Source organism: Halorubrum trapanicum, assembly GCF_002355655.1.
GTDB lineage: Archaea > Halobacteriota > Halobacteria > Halobacteriales > Haloferacaceae > Halorubrum > Halorubrum trapanicum_A.
In genome coordinates this window covers 2,446,974-2,463,820 of the sequence record NZ_AP017569.1, presented here as the reverse complement: position 1 = coordinate 2,463,820, position 16,847 = coordinate 2,446,974, and the positions used below count along the sequence as shown (strand labels likewise).

Here is a 16,847-nt window from a genome sequence, read left to right as displayed (position 1 = left end):
TCGCCGGCGGCTTCGCCGCCGGATTTCCGTGGCGCGTAGCGCCACGCTACTTACGTCGCCTCCGCCCGCCTCGACGGCTGCCCCTTTGAGTCCCGCCCCGCACAGCACCGCACAGCCTCACGCCTCCCCAGCCTCGTCGCTGGCGCCGTCCCGGCGCCAGCGACTCCCTCGCGGGCTGGCTCGCGGCCTCCGCTTCGCTTCGGCCGCTCGCAGGCGCGCCACCGCACCGCGGTGTTCTTTTATAAGCGATCGTCGCTATCGCTCATCGCCTTTTAAATATACTCCCGCCACCGCTGATCTGCGATACCTACTCCCGCACTCGATCAAGAAGCCGCCCCATCAATTGGATTTTTCAAGTGGTAAACTGTCTAAAAATAGGAGTATAACAGCCTTGAGATCGATACGCCTCCGTACCGCCGTCAGGCCGGCGTCGCCTCGTACACGACGTTCACCGTGACGCGCACGCTCACGTCGCCGGTCTGGACGCTCGTGGAGGCGCCGCCCGCGTCGCCGCCGGCGGCCGCGTTGAAGCTCTCGGCGATGAACGGCGTCGGGTCGGACTGCGCCGTGGAGACGTCGTACACGCCGACCACTTCGAGGTCGCTCGCGTTCGCGAGGACGGCCGCGTCGTCGTCGGCGTTCGCCATCGCCGCCGTGAGCGCCTCCTCGCGGAGTTCGCGCTCGCGCTCGTCGCTCAGCCCGAACTGGATACGCTGGACCTGGTCGGCGCCGGCATCGACCGCGACGTCGATCACCTCTCCGACGGCGTCGACGTCGTCGAGCTCGATCGCGTACTGGTGGACGCCCTCGTACCGCGTCCGGTTCGGGTCGTCCCGGGTCTCGTAGCTCTCGCGCACGTCGTACCGCTCGGTCCGGATCGCGTCCTCGTCGAGCCCCCAGTCGGTCAGCGCCGTCCGGATCTCCTCCTCGCCGGCGGCCAGTTCGTCGCGCACGGCCGCGGCGTCGTCGCCGGTGGCGGTCACCGCGACGCGGAGCGTGGCGCGGTCCGGGGCTGCGGTCGCCTCGCCCGCGGCCGTCACTTCGATGCTCCGTTCCAGTCCCGTCTCGTCGCCGCCGTCCGTCGGGGTGGCCGTCCCCGCGATCCCCGCGCAGCCGGCGAGCGCCACGAGCGCAGCGATGCCGATGAGTGCCGTCAGTCGTCTGTCCATATCCGCCCGATCGACGGCGGGTACCTATAAAACGCCGATAGCGCAAAGAGCCGTTTTCGCTATCGCGCGTCGTCGCCGCGGTCGGCGTCGTCGTCCGCCTCGTCTGCGGCCTCCTCGTCCGCCTCGTCGTGGTCCGCGATGAACGTTTCGTCGAGGTGCGGCTGCTCGTCCTCGGGACCGTCGTCCGCGCTCTCGGCCGTCTCGTCGGCGTCGGCGCCGTCCGCATCGTCCTCGGTCACCTCGTCGACCGCCGCGTCCGCGGCGGCGTCGGACCCGCCGTCGGGAGATCCGTCGTCCGGGTCGCGACCGGCGCCGTCGCGGTCGCCGTCGCGGGTCTCGGCGGACCGTACGTCGGTTCCCTCGGACCGCTCCGGATCGCGCTCGACGCCGCCCGACACGTCGGTCGCGCGGCGGCCGGAGCCGAACAGCCGCTCGCGCAGCGACCGGCTGCTCGGGCGCTCGGTGAGCAGCACCGAGGCGTCGACGTCGTGGATCACGTCGAGGTGCAGCGAGTCCGAGACGAGCCGCGAGAGCAGCCCCTTCTCGGTGGCGCCGATGATGACGAGGGTCTTGTCGGCGGCCGCGTCGCAGATTCCCGCCTCCACGTCGCCGCCGTCGTCGACCACGAGTTCTGCGTTTTCGAGGCCGTGTTCCTCGGCCCAGTTCGCGAGGAACAGCTCACCCTGTCCCCTGTTCTCTGGCCCGTCGACCACGTGGAGCAGCGTCACGTCGGCGTCGGCCGTGTCGGCGAGCACCTTCGCGACCTCCGCGCTCAGGTCCGAGTCCGGACCGCCGGAGGTCGGGATCAGGACCCGCGAGGTGTCGAGCTCGTGCTCGTTGAGGATGAGGAAGTCGCAGGGGAGCTGGTTGGTGAGCTCGTCGATGGGGCGCTCGGCGCGGGCGGCGCTCCACAGCTGGTCGTCGCCCCAGCCCATCAGCACCGCGTCCGGGCGGGTCCGACGGGCCATGTTGAACACCTCCTCGAACGAGCGGTGCGAGACCACCGTCGAGGTCGATACGTCGACGTCGTACTCGGCCGCGGTCGACCGGAGGTCGGCCATTCCCTGCGCGGAGACGTTCGCGATCCGCTGGCCCGCGTCACCGGAGGACAGGGACATGCGCTCCGGCGCCTGAACCACGTGGACGATATGGACGACCCCGTCCTCGTGGCTGCTCGCGAGCCGCGCCGCCAGCCTGACGATCGGGCCGTCCGTCCGGGGGTTCGTGATCGGCACCATGATCCGGTACCCCTCGCCCGCGAACAGCGTCGCCTCGGTGGCGTCCAAGATGGGGACGTACGAGCGACCGGCCGCGCGGCCGAACACCCACTCGGGGACCGTCAGGCGACGGCTGACGCCCTCGAAGCGCGCCTCTTCGAGGCGCTCCTCGCTGGTCTGGAAGTAGTTGACGAGCGTGACTAAGACGACACCGCCGATGGTGTTCCCAAGCAGGACCGGGACCACGAACCCGACCATCCCGGAGTAGAGGCTGATCTCGGCGCCGTACAGCGGAATGCTGTACTCGAAGAACAGGTAGAGGACCTCGGTGAAGGAGACGACCACGTGGAACAGGTCGCCGAGCGGGATCGCGAGGAACGCGAGGTAGACGACGAGCATCCGACTCACGGAGTCGGTGGAGGCGAAGCCGACCCAGACGACGCCGGCGACGACGAGCCCCGCCATCGCGGCCTTGAAGAACAGCGGCACGGTGCCGACGCCGAACCCTCCCTCGGAGATGTACCGCGCCGCGTCGACGGTGTCGCCCGTGAAGACGCCCCCGTACGACAGCACGAGCGCACCGATCCCGCCGCCGACGAAGTTCCCCGCGAGCACAATCGTCCAGTGGCGGAGGAGCGTCGGAAGGCTCGCGAGTCGTTCGAGGGTGAGCGCCACCGGCGGCAGCGTGTTCTCGGTGTACAGCTGGTAGCCGCCGATGATGATGTAGATGAACCCGAGCGGGTACAGCAGCACGCTCAAGACGGGATGGGAGTCGGTCGCCGCGGTCAGCGACGCGTACAGCATGAACGTGATCGTGATCGCCAACCCGGCGGCGAGCCCGCTGAAGAACAGCTCGCGGCTCCCCGAGGTCACCTCCTCGTCCGCGGCCGCGATGATCCGCTGGAACACCTCGTCCGAGGAGAACCGGTCCCGGACGGCCTCGCCGACCGCGGGCGCGCCGCTCCGGGACCGCTCGACGACCTCACGCATCGAGTCGTCGTCGGGTTGCTCTGAGTCCGTCACTGGCGGAGGCCACGGCGGCCCGGTAAAAGTCACTTGCTCTTCCGGTCACGCGGGGAAAACCGAGCGAACGGCTGGCGATCGGCGGAACCCGCCGGCGGGGCGCTCAGGCCCGTTCGACGGTCACCGTGCGGACCTCGACGGCGACCTCGCGGTCGACGGCCGCCTCGATCCGGCCGTCGAGCGCGGGCGCGATTCCCTCCACGGTGCTGCCGGGCGGTACCCCCACGGTGACCACCACCCGGTCCGTTTCGAGCGGCGGGACGGTCCCGGTGCGCTCGACGCTCAGTTCGAGGAGCTCGAACTCCGAGTCGATCGCCGTCAGCTCGTCGGTCGCGGCGGCGCGGATGTCGGCCTCGGTGGTCGAGGCGACGTACGACTCGTAGGTCACGCCGCCGAGGAACACCGAGAGCAGCGCGATGGCGACGGCCAGGACGGCGGCGCGCTTGAGGAACGCGGCGCGCGCCTCGTCCTCGCGGAACCACCGCTGGGGCCGGTACCCCTCGTACCACAGCACCACGAGCGCCGAGAGGTTGATCGAGAGGACGTTCACCGCGACGATGACGCCGGCGCCGATCACGAGCCGCGGAATCTGGAACGCGATCCCGATGCCGACCGCGGCCGCGGGCGGGATGAGCGCCACCGCGATCATCACGCCCACGAGCGTCGCCGAGACGCCGGTCATCAGCGAGACGATGCCCGCGACGCCGGCCCCGATCGCGACGACCAGAACGAGGACGTTCGGCGCGACCCGCTCCGACACCTCCGCGAGTTCGAGCGGGTCGAGCCCGGGCGGGACCAAGGCGAGCGAGCGCAGCGCGAACGCGAACAGCGTCGCCGCGAGGATCGCGACCGTCACGCCCAGTATCTGCATCCGCACGCCGCGCCGGAACAGCGCCTCGTCGTCGACGACGGTGCCGATCGCGGCCGACATCGCCGGCCCGATGAGCGGCGCGATCACCATCGAGCCGACCACGGTCGCGGGCGAGTCGAGCAGGAGCCCCGCGGTGGCGATCACCGCCGAGATGACCGTCATCAGCACGTACGTCCCGAGTCCGGAGGCGAGCCCCTCCGCCTTCGCCTGGAGCTCCTCGCGCGAGATGCGGTCGCCCCCGTGGTCGGCCTCCTCCTCGTACTGCGCTTCGAGCGCCTCGAACCGCCGCGAGATGACCGTCTCGGCCGCGACGATGACGGTGTAGGTGCTCTCGTCGATCCCCGCCTCCCGCAGTCGGTCGAGGACCGGCTCGACGGCGGCGGTCGGGAGCGGGAACGTCGCGACCGCGGTGTACTCCCGACCGCTCGTCTCGTCGGTGACGACGTAGTCGACCCCCTCGTCGTCGAGCGCGCGGACGACCGCCGCCCGCTTGCCCGCCGGAATCATGACCTGAACGAGTCGCACGGTCCCCGGTCGCGCCGACGCCCCTTATAAGATCGGCACGCGGCGGGCCGGCCGAGCCGCGAGAAACGGAACTTTAATGCGCGAATCGCTCACACCTCCAGCCAAGAATGCTCTCGCCGCTGGTCATCGACACGTTCCTGCTCGACTACCACCTCGGGCACATCGTCCTGTTCGGGCTCCTCGTGTCGCTTCTAGGGGCTGCGCCGCTGAAGTCACAGAAGGTCATCGCGTCGATCCTGGCCGTCTTCGGGGTCGTCTTCCTGATGGCGCCGTACACGACGATGCCGCCGACGTTCATCCTCCTCGGCATCCCGCTCGTCCTGGTCGGGACGCTGCTGTGGACGATGGCCCGCTGACGCGGCCGAACGGAACGCCCGACCGAACCGTCCTCGACGCCCCTCCTTCTCTCCCCTCTCCCTCCGCCGGCCGCGACCGCGTTCGTCGTTCTGTTCGATCCCGCTCCTTTTTGCCCCCCGGGAGACACTCCCCGCCATGGTAACGGTACGGGCCCCCGCGACGAGCGCGAACCTCGGGAGCGGCTTCGACGTGTTCGGGGCCGCGCTCTCGCGGCCGGCGGACGTCGTCACCGTCGAGAAGGCGGCCGAGACGACGATCGAGGTCACGGGCGTCGGCGCGCAGTACATCCCGGAGGACCCCGAGAAGAACACCGTCGGCGCCGTCGTCGAGGCGCTCGACGCGCCGGCACGGATCCACATCGACAAGGGCGTGCGCCCGGCCTCCGGGCTCGGCTCCTCGGCCGCGAGCGCCGCGGGCGCCGCGGTCGCGCTCAACCGGCTGTACGACCGCGGACACTCCCGGGAGGAGTTGGTCCCGATCGCCGCCGAGGGCGAGGCCGTCGTCTCCGGGGTCGCGCACGCCGACAACGTCGCTCCCTCGATCCTCGGCGGGTTCACCGTGACGACCGCGGAGGGAACCCGTTCGGTCGACGCCGCGATCCCGCTGGTCGTCTGCCTCCCCGACGTGGCGGTCTCGACCCGCGACGCGCGCCGGGTCGTCCCCGAGAGCGCCTCGATGGAGGAGCTGGTCGAGACGGTCGGAAACGCCGCGACGCTCGCGATCGGCATGTGTCGCTCGGACCCCGACCTCGTCGGCCTCGGCATGAGCGACCCCGTGGTCACGCCCGAGCGCGCCCGCCTGATCACCGGCTACGACGACGTGCGCGACCGCGCCTTCGACGCCGGCGCGACCGGCGTCACCGTCAGCGGCGCCGGCCCCGCGGTGATCGCGGCCTGCCGCGAGCGCGACCGCCGCGGCGTCGCCGCCGAGATGCTCGACGCCTTCGCCGGCGCCGGCATCGAAGCGCGCGCCTACCAGACTCGAATCGGCCGCGGTACGACGTTCCTCACGGAGTGAGCGACGGTCACTCGTTCTGGACGAACTGACCGGAGCAGTCGTACTCGATCAGCCCGAACCGACCGTCGGCCAGCACGGTCCCGTTGTACGGGTCGGTCCGCTCGTAGAAGTGGTAGACGGTGACGTTCTCGACGCCGATCGCGTGCGTCCGGTTCCACTCCCCGCAGAGGTAGTTCGCGAAGTACGAGCGGTGCTTCTCGTTGCTCGTCGACTCGACGTTCGTGAGGTACTTCCGCCAGCGCGCGGTGGGGTACGTCGCGTCGACGTCCGGCGGTCGGTCCAGCGAGACCGCGGCGTCCCGGAACACGTCCCGCTCGCTCCCGTTCTCGAGGACGCCGGGAGCGGCGAACCAGTGGGTCGTGCGGATCGGCTCGGGCGCGAACATCTGCCAGTGCTGATCCATCTCGACCGTCTCTAAGACCTCCTCGCCGGGGTCCGGAACCTCCCCGTAGCCGACCGACTGCGCGCTCGAGAGGACGATCAACACGACGAAGAAGACGGGAATGACCGTCGAGAAGAGCGGGCGGCCGCGCTCGACTCCCGCGCGGATGCCCGCCGCGAGGCCGGCGAGGCGGTCGTTTCGCGTCGGTCGCGGAACCGACGCGTCGAGCGAAGCGATCGCTCTCCCCGCGGATTCGAGGCGCTCACGCCAATGGTCGATGGCCGCGGCCGGGCCGTACCGGTCGACCGCGCGCGCCGCGGCGTCCCAGACCGGCGTCTGGTAGAAGGGGACGAAGCCGACGACGGAAATGAGGGGGAACAGGTCGATCCGCATCGTGACCGCCATTCCGAGGTGCATACCGACGAACAGCGAGGCGACCGCCGCGCGCGCGTATCCCGTGAGAAGGATCAAAAGCGGCGAGGCGAAAAGCAGCGCGACCCACGCGTACGTGGCCGCTCGCAACAGGGCCGGGAACGCGGCGACGTGGTCGCCGAGGAGGTAGGTGAAGTGGTCCGCCTGCATGACGTACGCGACCGCCTCGCCGCCCATCCAGAGCTCCCCCTCGAGCTTGTGGAGGCCGTTCGTCACGTACATCACCAGCATCTGGAGGAGCACGCCCAGCGAGGCGACCGTCGCCACGGCGGTCCCGTGCGGGCCCCCCGGCGAGGGGGCGGTTTCCGGCGCCGAGTCGTCCTCGTCGCCGTCTTCGGCGTCAGGTGTCGCGTCGCCGCCGGCGTCGTCAGGTGCCGCGTCGTCGCCGGGGCTCTCGGCCTCCGCTCGTCGGATCGCGTCGACCGACCAGCGCGCGTCGAGCGGGAGGAAGACGCCCCAGAAGAGCAGCATCGCCAGGAGGGCGTCGCCCGCGTTCAACACCATCGGGTTCCGGGCCTGGAGAGAGAGCAACAGCAGCCACGAGACGGCCGTCGCGAGCCGCGTCCGGTACCCGACGGCCAGCGCGAGGGCGACGACGCCCGCGACTGCGAACAGCGACGCGACGGCCCAGGGCTCGCCGGAGAGCGCGTGGAGCGAGTACGTCCCCGAGTAGTCGGCGAACAGCGCGCGTCGCGGGAGTACGCCGTCGTCGGTGTAAAACGCCGTCAGCGAGCGAGAGCGACGGAGCAGGTCGGCGATCAGCAGCGTTCCGAGCCCGATCCGGAAGGCGGCGAGCGCGCGCAGGTCCACCGAGCTTCGCGCGGCGACGATCGCTGAGAGACGACGAACGGCGGCCGAGAGCCGCGATCTGAGCGTTACGAGGGAGGGACTTCGATTCATAGTGCTGTACCCGTTTTGTTGGACCAACTCTGAAAACGGCATAAGCCTTCGGTACGGTGAAACGGTGGCTCACGTCTCGGTGGCCGTCCGACCGGAATCCTGAACTTCGCGGCCGCCCAAGCGTGACCGGTAATGGAGCGGGAGATTCCGGACGACGCGGCGATAATTCTCTTCGACGGCGTCTGTAACCTCTGTAGCGGGTTCGTCCAGTTCGTCGTCCCCCGCGACCCGGAGGGGAAGTACCGGTTCGCCTCGCTGCAGTCCGACGTCGGGCGGGAACTGCTGGCCGAACACGACCTCCCGACCGACGAGCTGGAGTCGATCGTCCTGATCGAGGACGGCGAGAGCTACGTGAAGTCGTCGGCGGTGATCCGGATCGCGACGGGGCTCGGCGGCCGCTACCGGCTGCTCTCGCCGTTCCGGTACGTCCCCGCCGCGCTCCGCGACCGCGTCTACGACTTCGTCGCCGACAACCGGTACCGCTGGTTCGGGAAGAAGGACCAGTGTCTGATGCCGTCCGGCGACATGGAGTCGCGGTTCATCGAGTGAGCGCGGTCGGGATCGGGGTGGTGGGCCGCTGCGCGCCACTCCCTCCGCGCCGCGGCATTCACTTCGCCCGCGCCCCTGCGCTCAGTCCTCGTCGCGCCGCTCGTAGGTGACGAACGCGAGGTCGCCGTCGGTCTCGCGCTCGCGCTCGGCCCACGCCTCGGGGTCCCAGTCGGGAAAGCGCGTGTCGCCCTCGGGGCGCTCGGGGATTTCGGTGAGGACCATCCGGTCGGCGCGGTCGAGGTACGCCTCGTACACCGTCGCGCCGCCGATGACGTAGACGGCGTCGACGCCGCGGTCGGCGGCGTCCGCGGTCGCGCGTTCGAGCGCGGTCTCGGGGTCGCCCGCGACGACCGCGCCCTCGGAGAGGTCGTCGTCGCCGATCGGGCGGGTCGTCAACACGACGCTCGTCCGGTCGGGGAGCGGGCCCCCGATCCGGTCGGCGATGCGCTCGTACGTCTTCCGGCCGACGATCACCGGGTGGCCGGTCGTCAGCCGCTTGAAGTGCGCCAGGTCCGCGGGGTAGTGCCACGGCATCCCGCCGCCGTCGCCGATCACGCCGTTCTCCGCGACCGCGGCGACGAGGACGAGGTCGGGATCGGCGGAGTCGGTCGCGTCGGAATCGGCGCCCGGCATCACTCCGCGACCGCGAACGAGATGCCGTCCGCTGAGTCGTAGTCCACGACTTCGACGTCCTCGTACGTCAGCTCGTCGAGCGGCCTGTCCGCGATCTCGATCCGCGGGCGGTCGCGGGGCGTCCGCGAGAGCTGTTCGAGGAGGCCGGGCACGTGGTCGTACCCCTCCTGGCCGTTCGGCTCGTCGGGGGCGGTGCGCTCGACCCAGCTCTTCACGTCGAGGTAGTCGCCCTTGCGCTCGACGTTCGCGAGCCGCTCCTGAACGTAGCGGAGGTTGTTGGCGTACCACTTCCCGCGGTCGCCGCGGCCGCAGTAGACGTGCGCGTCGACGACGGTGTGGCCGAACTCGCCGACCTCGAAGTCGGTCCGCTGGGCCAATGCGTTCGCGAGCAGCGCGTACGCCGCGATGTTGAACGGGACGCCGAGCGCGATGTCGCCGGAGCGCTGCGTGAGGTGGAGGTTGAGCCGACCGTCCTGGACGTTCACCACGAAGGTGTAGTGGCACGGCGGCAGCGTCGAGACGGCGGCGTTCGCCGGGTGCCACGCGTTCACGACCATCCGGCGGGAGTGCGGGTTCTCCTCGAGCGTGTCGAGGACGTACCCGATCTGGTCGAAGGTGCGCCGCGTCGTCCCGTCGGCGTCCTCCTCGACGGTGACCCAGCGGTCGGCGTCGTCGGGCCACGTCTCGCCGGGGAGTGCGGCGTCCTCGTCCGGCACCGGGTACCGGCGCCAGAAGCGGCCGTACGCGGTGTCGAGCTTCCCCTCCTCGTCGGCCCACGCGTCCCAGATCTTCGTCTCCTCGCGGAGGTTCCGGATGTGCTCCTCGCCGGAGAGGTACCACAGCACCTCGTGGATGAGCGAGTTCCACCGGTAGCCGTCCATCTTCTTCGTGGTCAGGAGCGGGAACCCCTCCGCGAGGTCGACGGTGTACTGCCCGCTGAACGTCGCGATGGTGTCGACGCCGGTTCGGTTCGGCTTGTACGTGCCCGTCGAGAGCGCGTCGTCGACGAGGTCGAGGTACTGTTGCATGGTGGGTTCGGCGCGCCGGGATCGGATCGGCCGCCGGCGCGGACTGTTGTCTGGTCAAACGAGGCGGGAAAAGTAAGCGCGTCGGTCCGATGGTCGGGTGGCGCTCGTCCGCCGCGGCCTCACCGGTACCGCTCGGGGAGGTACGGGTCGAACGCTGCGGGAAGCAACGGGATCACGGCCGCCGCGATCTCCGCGAGCCGGCGGCGGAGGACGGTGTAGACGACCGCGATCGCGAGCGTGCCGAACACGACCGCACGGATCGGGGGGTCGACCAGCACGAGCAGCGGGACCGACAGCCCGACGCAGAGCGCGAGGTCCTCGACGGCGCCGTCGTACCGGACGCCGCGCCGGGGCGGGATCCACGTCCCGCGGTGGTGGTCGTACACCGCGCGGTCGGAGTTCCCCTCCCACGGTCTGAGCTCCAAGCCGCCGCCGTACATGTCCGAGACGCTGTGGAGCGCCGCGCCGAGGAGAAAGAGCGCGACGCCGACGGTGAGCGCCGACGGCGCGGCCACGGCCGCGACGAGCGCCGGGACGGCGAGGACGGAGTAGTAGACCGGGTAGTGGAGCGTCCGCCGGTGGCCGGTGTACATGTCGAGGTCGGGGAGGAGTCCGCCCAGGAAGCCGGCGGCGAACCCGACCGGCGCGAGTTCCGGCGCCGCCCGCGCCAGCGGGGCCGCGAGCAGCATCCCCGCCAGCACGTGGGTCGGAAGCATCATCGTACCGGAACGCAGGCGACAGAAATATATGAGGATGTCGGCCCGCCCGTCGCGGGCCGGGGCTCTCGACCGCCCCGTCCCGAGACCGTTGACCGGTCCGCCCGCGGACCGTTTATATATCGCCGGCCGAACCGAGGCGTATGCTCATGACGCCGGGACCGACGGCGGTCCCCGAGCCGGTGCGCGACGCGATGTCCCGCGAGCTGATCAACCCCGACGTGGACCCGCGGTTCCGGGAGATATACGACCGACTCACGGAGCGGCTGGCGACGGTCTACGGCGTCGATTCGGGCGGTTCCGGCGACGCGGGCGGTGCCGGCGACGCGGGCGGCGCCGGCGACGCGGCCCGCGACGTCGTCGCCCTCGGCGGCGAGGGAATCTTAGGGCTGGAGGCCGCGGTCGCCTCGCTCGTCGAACCGGGAACCGAGGTGTTGTGTCTCTCGAACGGGCCCTACGGCGAGGGGTTCGCCGACTTCGTCGAGTCGTACGGCGGCGAGGCGACCCTCGTCGCGGCGGGGCACGACGAGCCGCTCCCGCTCGACGCGCTCGACGACGCGCTGGCGGCCGACGGCGCCGACTTCGACCTCGCGACGATGGTCCACTGCGAGACGCCGACGGGGACGCTCAACGACGTCGGGAGCGCGCTCGACCGGATCGAGGCGGCGGACCCGGAGCTCCTGACGGTCGTCGACGCGGTCTCCTCGCTCGGCGGCGTCGAGGTCCCGACCGATCGGATCGACGTGTGTCTCGGCGCCTCCCAGAAGTGTTTCAGCGCGCCGCCGGGCCTCGCGACGGCCGCGGTGAGCGACCGCGCGTGGGCCGCGATGGAAGAGCGCGACCCGCACGAACTGTACGCGAACTTCCTCCCGTTCCGCGACGTGCGCGACGGGTTCCCGTACACGCACCTGACGACCGAGGTCGTCGCGCTCGACGCGGCCCTCGGGCTCCTGCTCGACGAGGGGCTCGACGCGGTCCGCGAGCGACACGCGACGGCCGCGGCGCGCTGTCGCGAGCGCGGCGCGGAGCTGGGGCTGGAACCGGTTCCCGACCCGGAGCGCAGTTCGCCGACGGTGACCGCCTTCGAGGTTCCCGGGCGGGCCGAGGCGCTCCAGGAGCGACTGCGCGAGGAGCACGATATTACTCTCGCGACGGGGCTCGGTGACGGCGCCGGGGACGTGCTTCGGGTCGGCCACATGGGCCACAACGCTCGCGTCGAGCGCGTCGAGGAGACGATGGACGCGCTCGCCGACGTTTTATAAATAGTCCTCGGCGAATCGACGGCAGACGATTTTAAATCCCCAGTCGCTTGTATTTAAATGATTGCTGGTAGATCTGCGGCGAACACCGCCAAAGCCCCAGCCGGGAGGGCGGCGCACGCTCGCTGCGCTCCTCACTCAGTCGCTCACTTCGTTCGCTCCTTCGCTGTGGTGCTTGCGTCGCCTGCGCCGCCCTCCCGGCTGCCCCTTTGAGTCCCGTCCCGCACAGCACCGCCCCGCTCCTCACTCCTCCCCAGCCTCGTCGGCCTCCCTCCGGTCGGCCGACTCCCTCGCGCGGTGCTGCCTCGCGGCCGCCGGTGGCGGCCGCTCGCAGGCACGCGCCACCGCAGCTTTATTTATAAGCGTTGGTCGGCCCAGTCACGCCGATCGCACGACGCCGTCTCCGGAACGCCCTTGCGTTCGCCCGGGTAACGTCCAGGCGACATGAACCATCGCGAACTCGGCGACGTCGGCGCGGTCAGCGAGGTCGGCTACGGCGCCTGGCAGATCGGCGGCGACTGGGGCGAGGTCACCGAAGACGAGGCGGTCGCGGCGGTCGAGGCCGCCCGCGACGCCGGGATCGACTTCTTCGACACGGCGGACGTGTACGGCGACGGCCGCTCCGAGCGGATCGTCGGCGAGGTTCTGGCCGAGGAGATCGCGAGCGACGACGTCACCGTCGCCACGAAGGCCGGCCGCCGGCTCGACCCGCACGAGGCCGGCGGCTACGCGGAGGCGAACCTCCGGCGGTTCGTCGACCGCTCGCGGGAGAATCTCGGCATGGAGACGCTCGATCTGGTCCAGCTCCACTGCCCGCCGACGGACGTGTACTACCGGCCGGAGACGTTCGACGCGCTCGAAACGCTCGCGGACGAGGGGCGAATCGCGAGCTACGGCGTCAGCGTCGAGCGCGTCGAGGAGGGGCTGAAGGCGATCGAGTACCCGGGCGTCGAGACCGTCCAGATCATCTTCAACCCCTTCCGGCAGCGGCCCGCCGAGCTGTTCTTGGAGGAGGCCGCGGCCCGCGACGTGGGCGTGATCTGCCGGGTGCCGCTCGCGTCCGGGCTCCTGACGGGCGCGCTCTCGCGCGACGCGGAGTTCCCCGAGGACGATCACCGCAACTACAACCGCGAGGGCGACGCCTTCGACGTCGGCGAGACGTTCGCGGGCGTCCCGTTCGAGGCCGGGCTCGACGCGGTCGACGCGCTCGACGAGCGCCTGCCGGACGACCGCCCGCTGCCCGAGTTCGCGCTGCGCTGGATCCTCGACCACGACGCCGTCACGACCGTGATCCCGGGGTCGACGACGCCCGAACACGTCCGAGCGAACGCGGCCGCGAGCGAGGCGCCCCCGCTCTCCGACGCCGAGCGCGACGCCGCGACCGAGGTGTACGACGAACACGTGCGCGAACACGTCCACCAGCGCTGGTGAGGCGGGCGGACGGGGCGAGGCGAGAGCGGGGCGCGGCGAGGCGAGAGCGGGGCGAGGCGAGAGCGAGGCGCCTCGCTCGCGGTCCCTCACTCGTCGAGCGCGGCCGCTAGCTTCTCGATCGGGTGCGGCGGCGTCTCGGCCCCCTCGCGGTCGCCGAGCTGCGACCGGCAGGAGGCGCCGGGCGCCGTCACCGCGTCGCCGTCGCTGTCGTCGACCTGCCCGAAGAGGATCCGCCCGATCGCCTGCGAGAGGTCGTAGTGTTCGCTCTCGTAGCCGAACGAGCCCGCCATGCCGCAACAGGAGGAGTCGAGCGGGTCGACGCCGTAGCCGGCTCGTCGGAGGACGCCGACCGCGTGGTGGTCCGTGTTCGTCGCCTTCTGGTTGCAGTGGCCGTGGTAGGTGAGCGTCTCCGCGGGCGCGTCGAACGACAGCCGCTCGTCGACCCGACGCGCGTCGAGGTACTCGCAGACGCCCGCCGCGGCCGCCGATACCGCCGCGGCGTCGTCGCCGTCGAGGAGGTCCAGGTACTCGTCCTGGAACATCACCGCGTCCGAGGGTTCGACGAAGAGAATCGACTGCCCGGCGCGGACGCGGGGCGCGAGCGCGGAGACGTTGTCGGCCGCGCGCTCCCGAGCCGTATCGAGGAACCCGGTCGAGAAGGCGGCGCGGCCGGAGGGCGCGAGGTCGTCGGGGACCTCGACGCGGACGTCGGCGGCCTCCAGCACGCGCACCGCCGCCTTCCCGGCCGCCGGGTAGCTGTAGTCGGTGTACGTGTCGGGGAACAGCGCGACCGTGTCGACCGCGTCGCTCTCGTCGACCGCGGGCCCGCCGCGGGCCGCGAACCACTCCTCGAAGCTCGTCGACCTGAACGTCGGCAGTTCGCGCTCGGGGGCGATTCCCGCGAGCGCGTCCATCGCGGTCCGGGCCCCGGGGACCTTCGCCGCCGCGTTCGACAGCGGCGCGAGCTTGCTCCCGAGCGCCGAGAGCCGGTCGATGTCCCGGAACAGTCGCTCGCGCAGCCCGGCGCCCTCCCGCTCGTGGTGGTCGTGTTTCACCTCCGCCTTCAGCTTCGCGAGGTCGACGCCCGTCGGACAGTCGCTCTGACACCCCTTACAGCCGACGCAGAGGTCGAGCACCTCCGCCTGGAACCGGTCGGAGTGGATCTCCTCGTCGTCGAGCTCGCCGCTTATCGCGGCCCGGAGCATGTTCGCCCGGCCGCGGGTCGTCTGGATCTCCTCGCCGGAGGCGCGGTAGGTCGGACACATCGTTCCGGAGTCGGTCTCGCGACAGGTGCCGCAGCCGTTACACAGCTCGACGAGCTCGGAGAAGCCGCCCTCGTCGGAGAAGTCCAACGTCGTCTGCGGCTCTATCGACCGGTACGTCGGCCCGTACCGGAGGTTCTCGCGCATGTCGGTGTCGGCGGCGGCCTCGGGATAGCCGCGCTCCGCGGCGGTTTCGCCGTCGACGTAGACGACCTTCCCCGGGTTCATGCGCCACTCGGGGTCGAACGCGGACTTCAGCTCCTGGAACGCCGCCCACAGCTCCTCGCCGTACATCTTCGGGTTGAACTCGGTGCGCGCGAGCCCGTCGCCGTGCTCGCCGGAGAAGGCGCCGTGGTGCTCCAAGACGAGGTCGGTGACGTCGTCGGCGATGGCGTGCATCGTCTCGACCCCCTCGGACTCCTTCAGCGAGAGGATCGGTCGGATGTGGAGCGTCCCGACCCCGGCGTGCGCGAAGTACGCGGCCGAGGTGCCGTGGTCGTCGAGCACCTCCTCGAAGGCGGCGACGTAGTCGGCGAGCTCGTCGGGCGGCACCGACGCGTCCTCGATGAACGGGTACGGCTTCGCGTCGCCTTCCAGGCCCATCAGGAGGGGGATCGCCGCCTTCCGGAGGCTCCAGAGGTCCTCTTGGGTCCCCTCGTCGTACGCCTCGATGACGTCGAACGCGTCGCGGTCGCCGCCGAGGAAGCGGTCGTTCGCGTCGGCGACCGCCGCCTCGAACCCGTCGACCAGCTCCGAGTCCCACTCCAGCATGAGCGCGGCCGCCGCCCGGTCGGGTATCGGCTCCGCGTACTCGGCGTACTCCGGCGAGCCCGCCGCCAGTTCGACGACCGCGTCGTCCATCAGCTCGACCGCGCTCACGGGGAGTTCGAGCGCCTCGGGGACCGCGCGCATGGCCGCGTCGAGCGAGTCGAAGGCGTACAGCGCCAGCGCGGTCTCCTCGGGGCGGGTGACGAGCGAGAGGGTGGCCTCGACGACGACGCCGAGCGTCCCCTCGGCGCCGACGAACAGCTTCGAGAGGTTGATCACCTCCTCGCCGTCGTCGTTCTCGTAGATCGCCTTGTGGAGGTTGTAGCCCGAGACCGACCGCTTGAGCGTCGGGTAGCGGTCCTCGATCTCGTCCGCGTTCTCCTCGACGAGCGCGCGGACCGTCTCGTACAGCGCGGCCTCGCGCTCGCCGCCCGCCTCCCCCGCGACGATCGCCTCGTACTCGGGGGAGTCGAGGACGACCTCTCGGGTGTGTATCAGCGAGCCGTCCGCCAGCACCACCCGGAGCTCTTCGGTGTAGGCGTCGGTGATCCCGTACCGCACGGAGTGGGCGCCGGTGGAGTTGTTGCCGATCCCGCCGCCCACGGTCGCGCGCGCCGAGGAGGCGGGGTCGGGCGCGAACTTCAGGCCGTCGTCCGCCAGCCGGTCGTCGAGGTCGTCCTGGACGACGCCCGGTTGGACCGTCGCGCGGCGCGCGTCGGGGTCGACCGACAGGATCGAGTCCATGTGGCGCGAGCAGTCGAGGACGACGCAGCCGGGCCCGACGGTCTGTCCCGCGAGCGACGACCCCGCGCCGCGCGGGAGGACCGGGACGCCGTGGTCGGCCGCGACCCGCATCGCCGACCGCACGTCGTCGACCCCGCGGGGGTAGACGACGCCCGCCGGCCGGGCCTGGTAGACGCTCCCGTCGGTCGCGTACAGCACCTGCGCGTACTCGTCGAACTCGACGCCGCCGGCGACCGCGTCGCGCAGGTCGGCCGCGAGCGACCGGTACGCCTCGACGTCCGGCCGGTCGTGGCCTAGCGCGGCGGCGGAGGCGGCCGACCGGTCCGGGTCCGTCTTCGCCTCCGATACCTCGCCAGCCGTTCCGCGCGCGCCCTCCGCGGCGACCCCGCCGTCCGACGCTACCCGCGGTGATCGGTCGCTCTCGGCGTCCCCGCTCAATTCCCCCGGGCCGCCGTCGCCGGCGAGTTCTCCTCCGTCCATGGGGAAGGTGGACGGGATGAGCGGCATAAATCCTTTGTGAACGATAATTATATTCATTTAGGGTGCCCGCGAAGCGGGCCGCTT

13 protein-coding genes are annotated in these 16,847 nt (G+C 71.0%); 5 read left to right on the top strand and 8 right to left on the bottom strand.

Going from position 1 to position 16,847, the window contains the following annotated elements; genetic code table 11:
- Window positions 1–419: 419 nt before the first annotated feature.
- From CPZ01_RS12005 to CPZ01_RS11995, 3 genes are all read right to left on the bottom strand, one after another.
- Window positions 420–1,169, bottom strand: coding sequence for an SIMPL domain-containing protein (locus CPZ01_RS12005; protein ID WP_096395391.1), 750 nt, complete (start codon window positions 1,167–1,169; stop codon window positions 420–422).
- A 59-nt stretch (window positions 1,170–1,228) separates the two neighbouring features.
- Complete coding sequence (locus CPZ01_RS12000; RefSeq protein ID WP_096395389.1) at window positions 1,229–3,409, bottom strand: formate/nitrite transporter family protein; 2,181 nt, start codon at window positions 3,407–3,409, stop codon at window positions 1,229–1,231.
- Between the two features lie 103 nt (window positions 3,410–3,512).
- The gene (locus CPZ01_RS11995; RefSeq protein ID WP_096396269.1) at window positions 3,513–4,787 is read right to left on the bottom strand and encodes a TIGR00341 family protein; all 1,275 of its coding nucleotides are present in this window, start codon (window positions 4,785–4,787) and stop codon (window positions 3,513–3,515) included.
- Between the two features lie 125 nt (window positions 4,788–4,912).
- Here CPZ01_RS11995 and CPZ01_RS11990 point away from each other — a divergent pair, with 125 nt between their 5' ends.
- Together CPZ01_RS11990 and CPZ01_RS11985 are read left to right on the top strand one after the other, a co-directional pair.
- Window positions 4,913–5,161, top strand: a complete 249-nt coding sequence (locus tag CPZ01_RS11990; RefSeq protein WP_096395387.1) for a hypothetical protein — start codon at window positions 4,913–4,915, stop codon at window positions 5,159–5,161.
- Window positions 5,162–5,297: 136 nt separating this feature from the next.
- On the top strand, window positions 5,298–6,179 hold the full coding sequence (locus CPZ01_RS11985; protein ID WP_096395385.1) for a homoserine kinase: 882 nt from the start codon (window positions 5,298–5,300) through the stop codon (window positions 6,177–6,179).
- 7 nt (window positions 6,180–6,186) lie between these two features.
- Here CPZ01_RS11985 and CPZ01_RS11980 read toward each other — a convergent pair whose 3' ends face one another.
- The gene (locus CPZ01_RS11980) at window positions 6,187–7,893 is read right to left on the bottom strand and encodes an HTTM domain-containing protein (RefSeq protein WP_096395383.1); all 1,707 of its coding nucleotides are present in this window, start codon (window positions 7,891–7,893) and stop codon (window positions 6,187–6,189) included.
- A 132-nt stretch (window positions 7,894–8,025) separates the two neighbouring features.
- On the opposite strand from CPZ01_RS11980, the gene CPZ01_RS11975 reads away from it, so the two are divergent.
- On the top strand, window positions 8,026–8,442 hold the full coding sequence (locus tag CPZ01_RS11975) for a thiol-disulfide oxidoreductase DCC family protein (RefSeq protein WP_096395381.1): 417 nt from the start codon (window positions 8,026–8,028) through the stop codon (window positions 8,440–8,442).
- 81 nt (window positions 8,443–8,523) lie between these two features.
- Here the strand turns inward: CPZ01_RS11975 and CPZ01_RS11970 are convergent, their stop codons facing one another.
- The 3 genes from CPZ01_RS11970 to CPZ01_RS11960 form a co-directional block, all read right to left on the bottom strand.
- Window positions 8,524–9,075: a dihydrofolate reductase gene (locus tag CPZ01_RS11970; RefSeq protein ID WP_096395379.1), complete on the bottom strand. Its 552-nt coding sequence runs from the start codon at window positions 9,073–9,075 to the stop codon at window positions 8,524–8,526.
- Window positions 9,075–10,103: a thymidylate synthase gene (thyA, locus tag CPZ01_RS11965; protein ID WP_096395377.1), complete on the bottom strand. Its 1,029-nt coding sequence runs from the start codon at window positions 10,101–10,103 to the stop codon at window positions 9,075–9,077. The genes CPZ01_RS11970 and thyA overlap by 1 nt, the downstream gene beginning before the upstream one ends.
- Before the next feature lie 119 nt (window positions 10,104–10,222).
- Window positions 10,223–10,819, bottom strand: a complete 597-nt coding sequence (locus CPZ01_RS11960) for a metal-dependent hydrolase (protein ID WP_172863980.1) — start codon at window positions 10,817–10,819, stop codon at window positions 10,223–10,225.
- Window positions 10,820–10,962: 143 nt separating this feature from the next.
- On the opposite strand from CPZ01_RS11960, the gene CPZ01_RS11955 reads away from it, so the two are divergent.
- Complete coding sequence (locus CPZ01_RS11955) at window positions 10,963–12,081, top strand: pyridoxal-phosphate-dependent aminotransferase family protein (RefSeq protein ID WP_096395373.1); 1,119 nt, start codon at window positions 10,963–10,965, stop codon at window positions 12,079–12,081.
- 441 nt (window positions 12,082–12,522) lie between these two features.
- The gene (locus CPZ01_RS11950) at window positions 12,523–13,509 is read left to right on the top strand and encodes an aldo/keto reductase (RefSeq protein WP_096395371.1); all 987 of its coding nucleotides are present in this window, start codon (window positions 12,523–12,525) and stop codon (window positions 13,507–13,509) included.
- Window positions 13,510–13,595: 86 nt separating this feature from the next.
- Here the strand turns inward: CPZ01_RS11950 and CPZ01_RS11945 are convergent, their stop codons facing one another.
- Complete coding sequence (locus CPZ01_RS11945; protein ID WP_096395369.1) at window positions 13,596–16,763, bottom strand: FAD-binding and (Fe-S)-binding domain-containing protein; 3,168 nt, start codon at window positions 16,761–16,763, stop codon at window positions 13,596–13,598.
- Window positions 16,764–16,847: the final 84 nt, after the last annotated feature.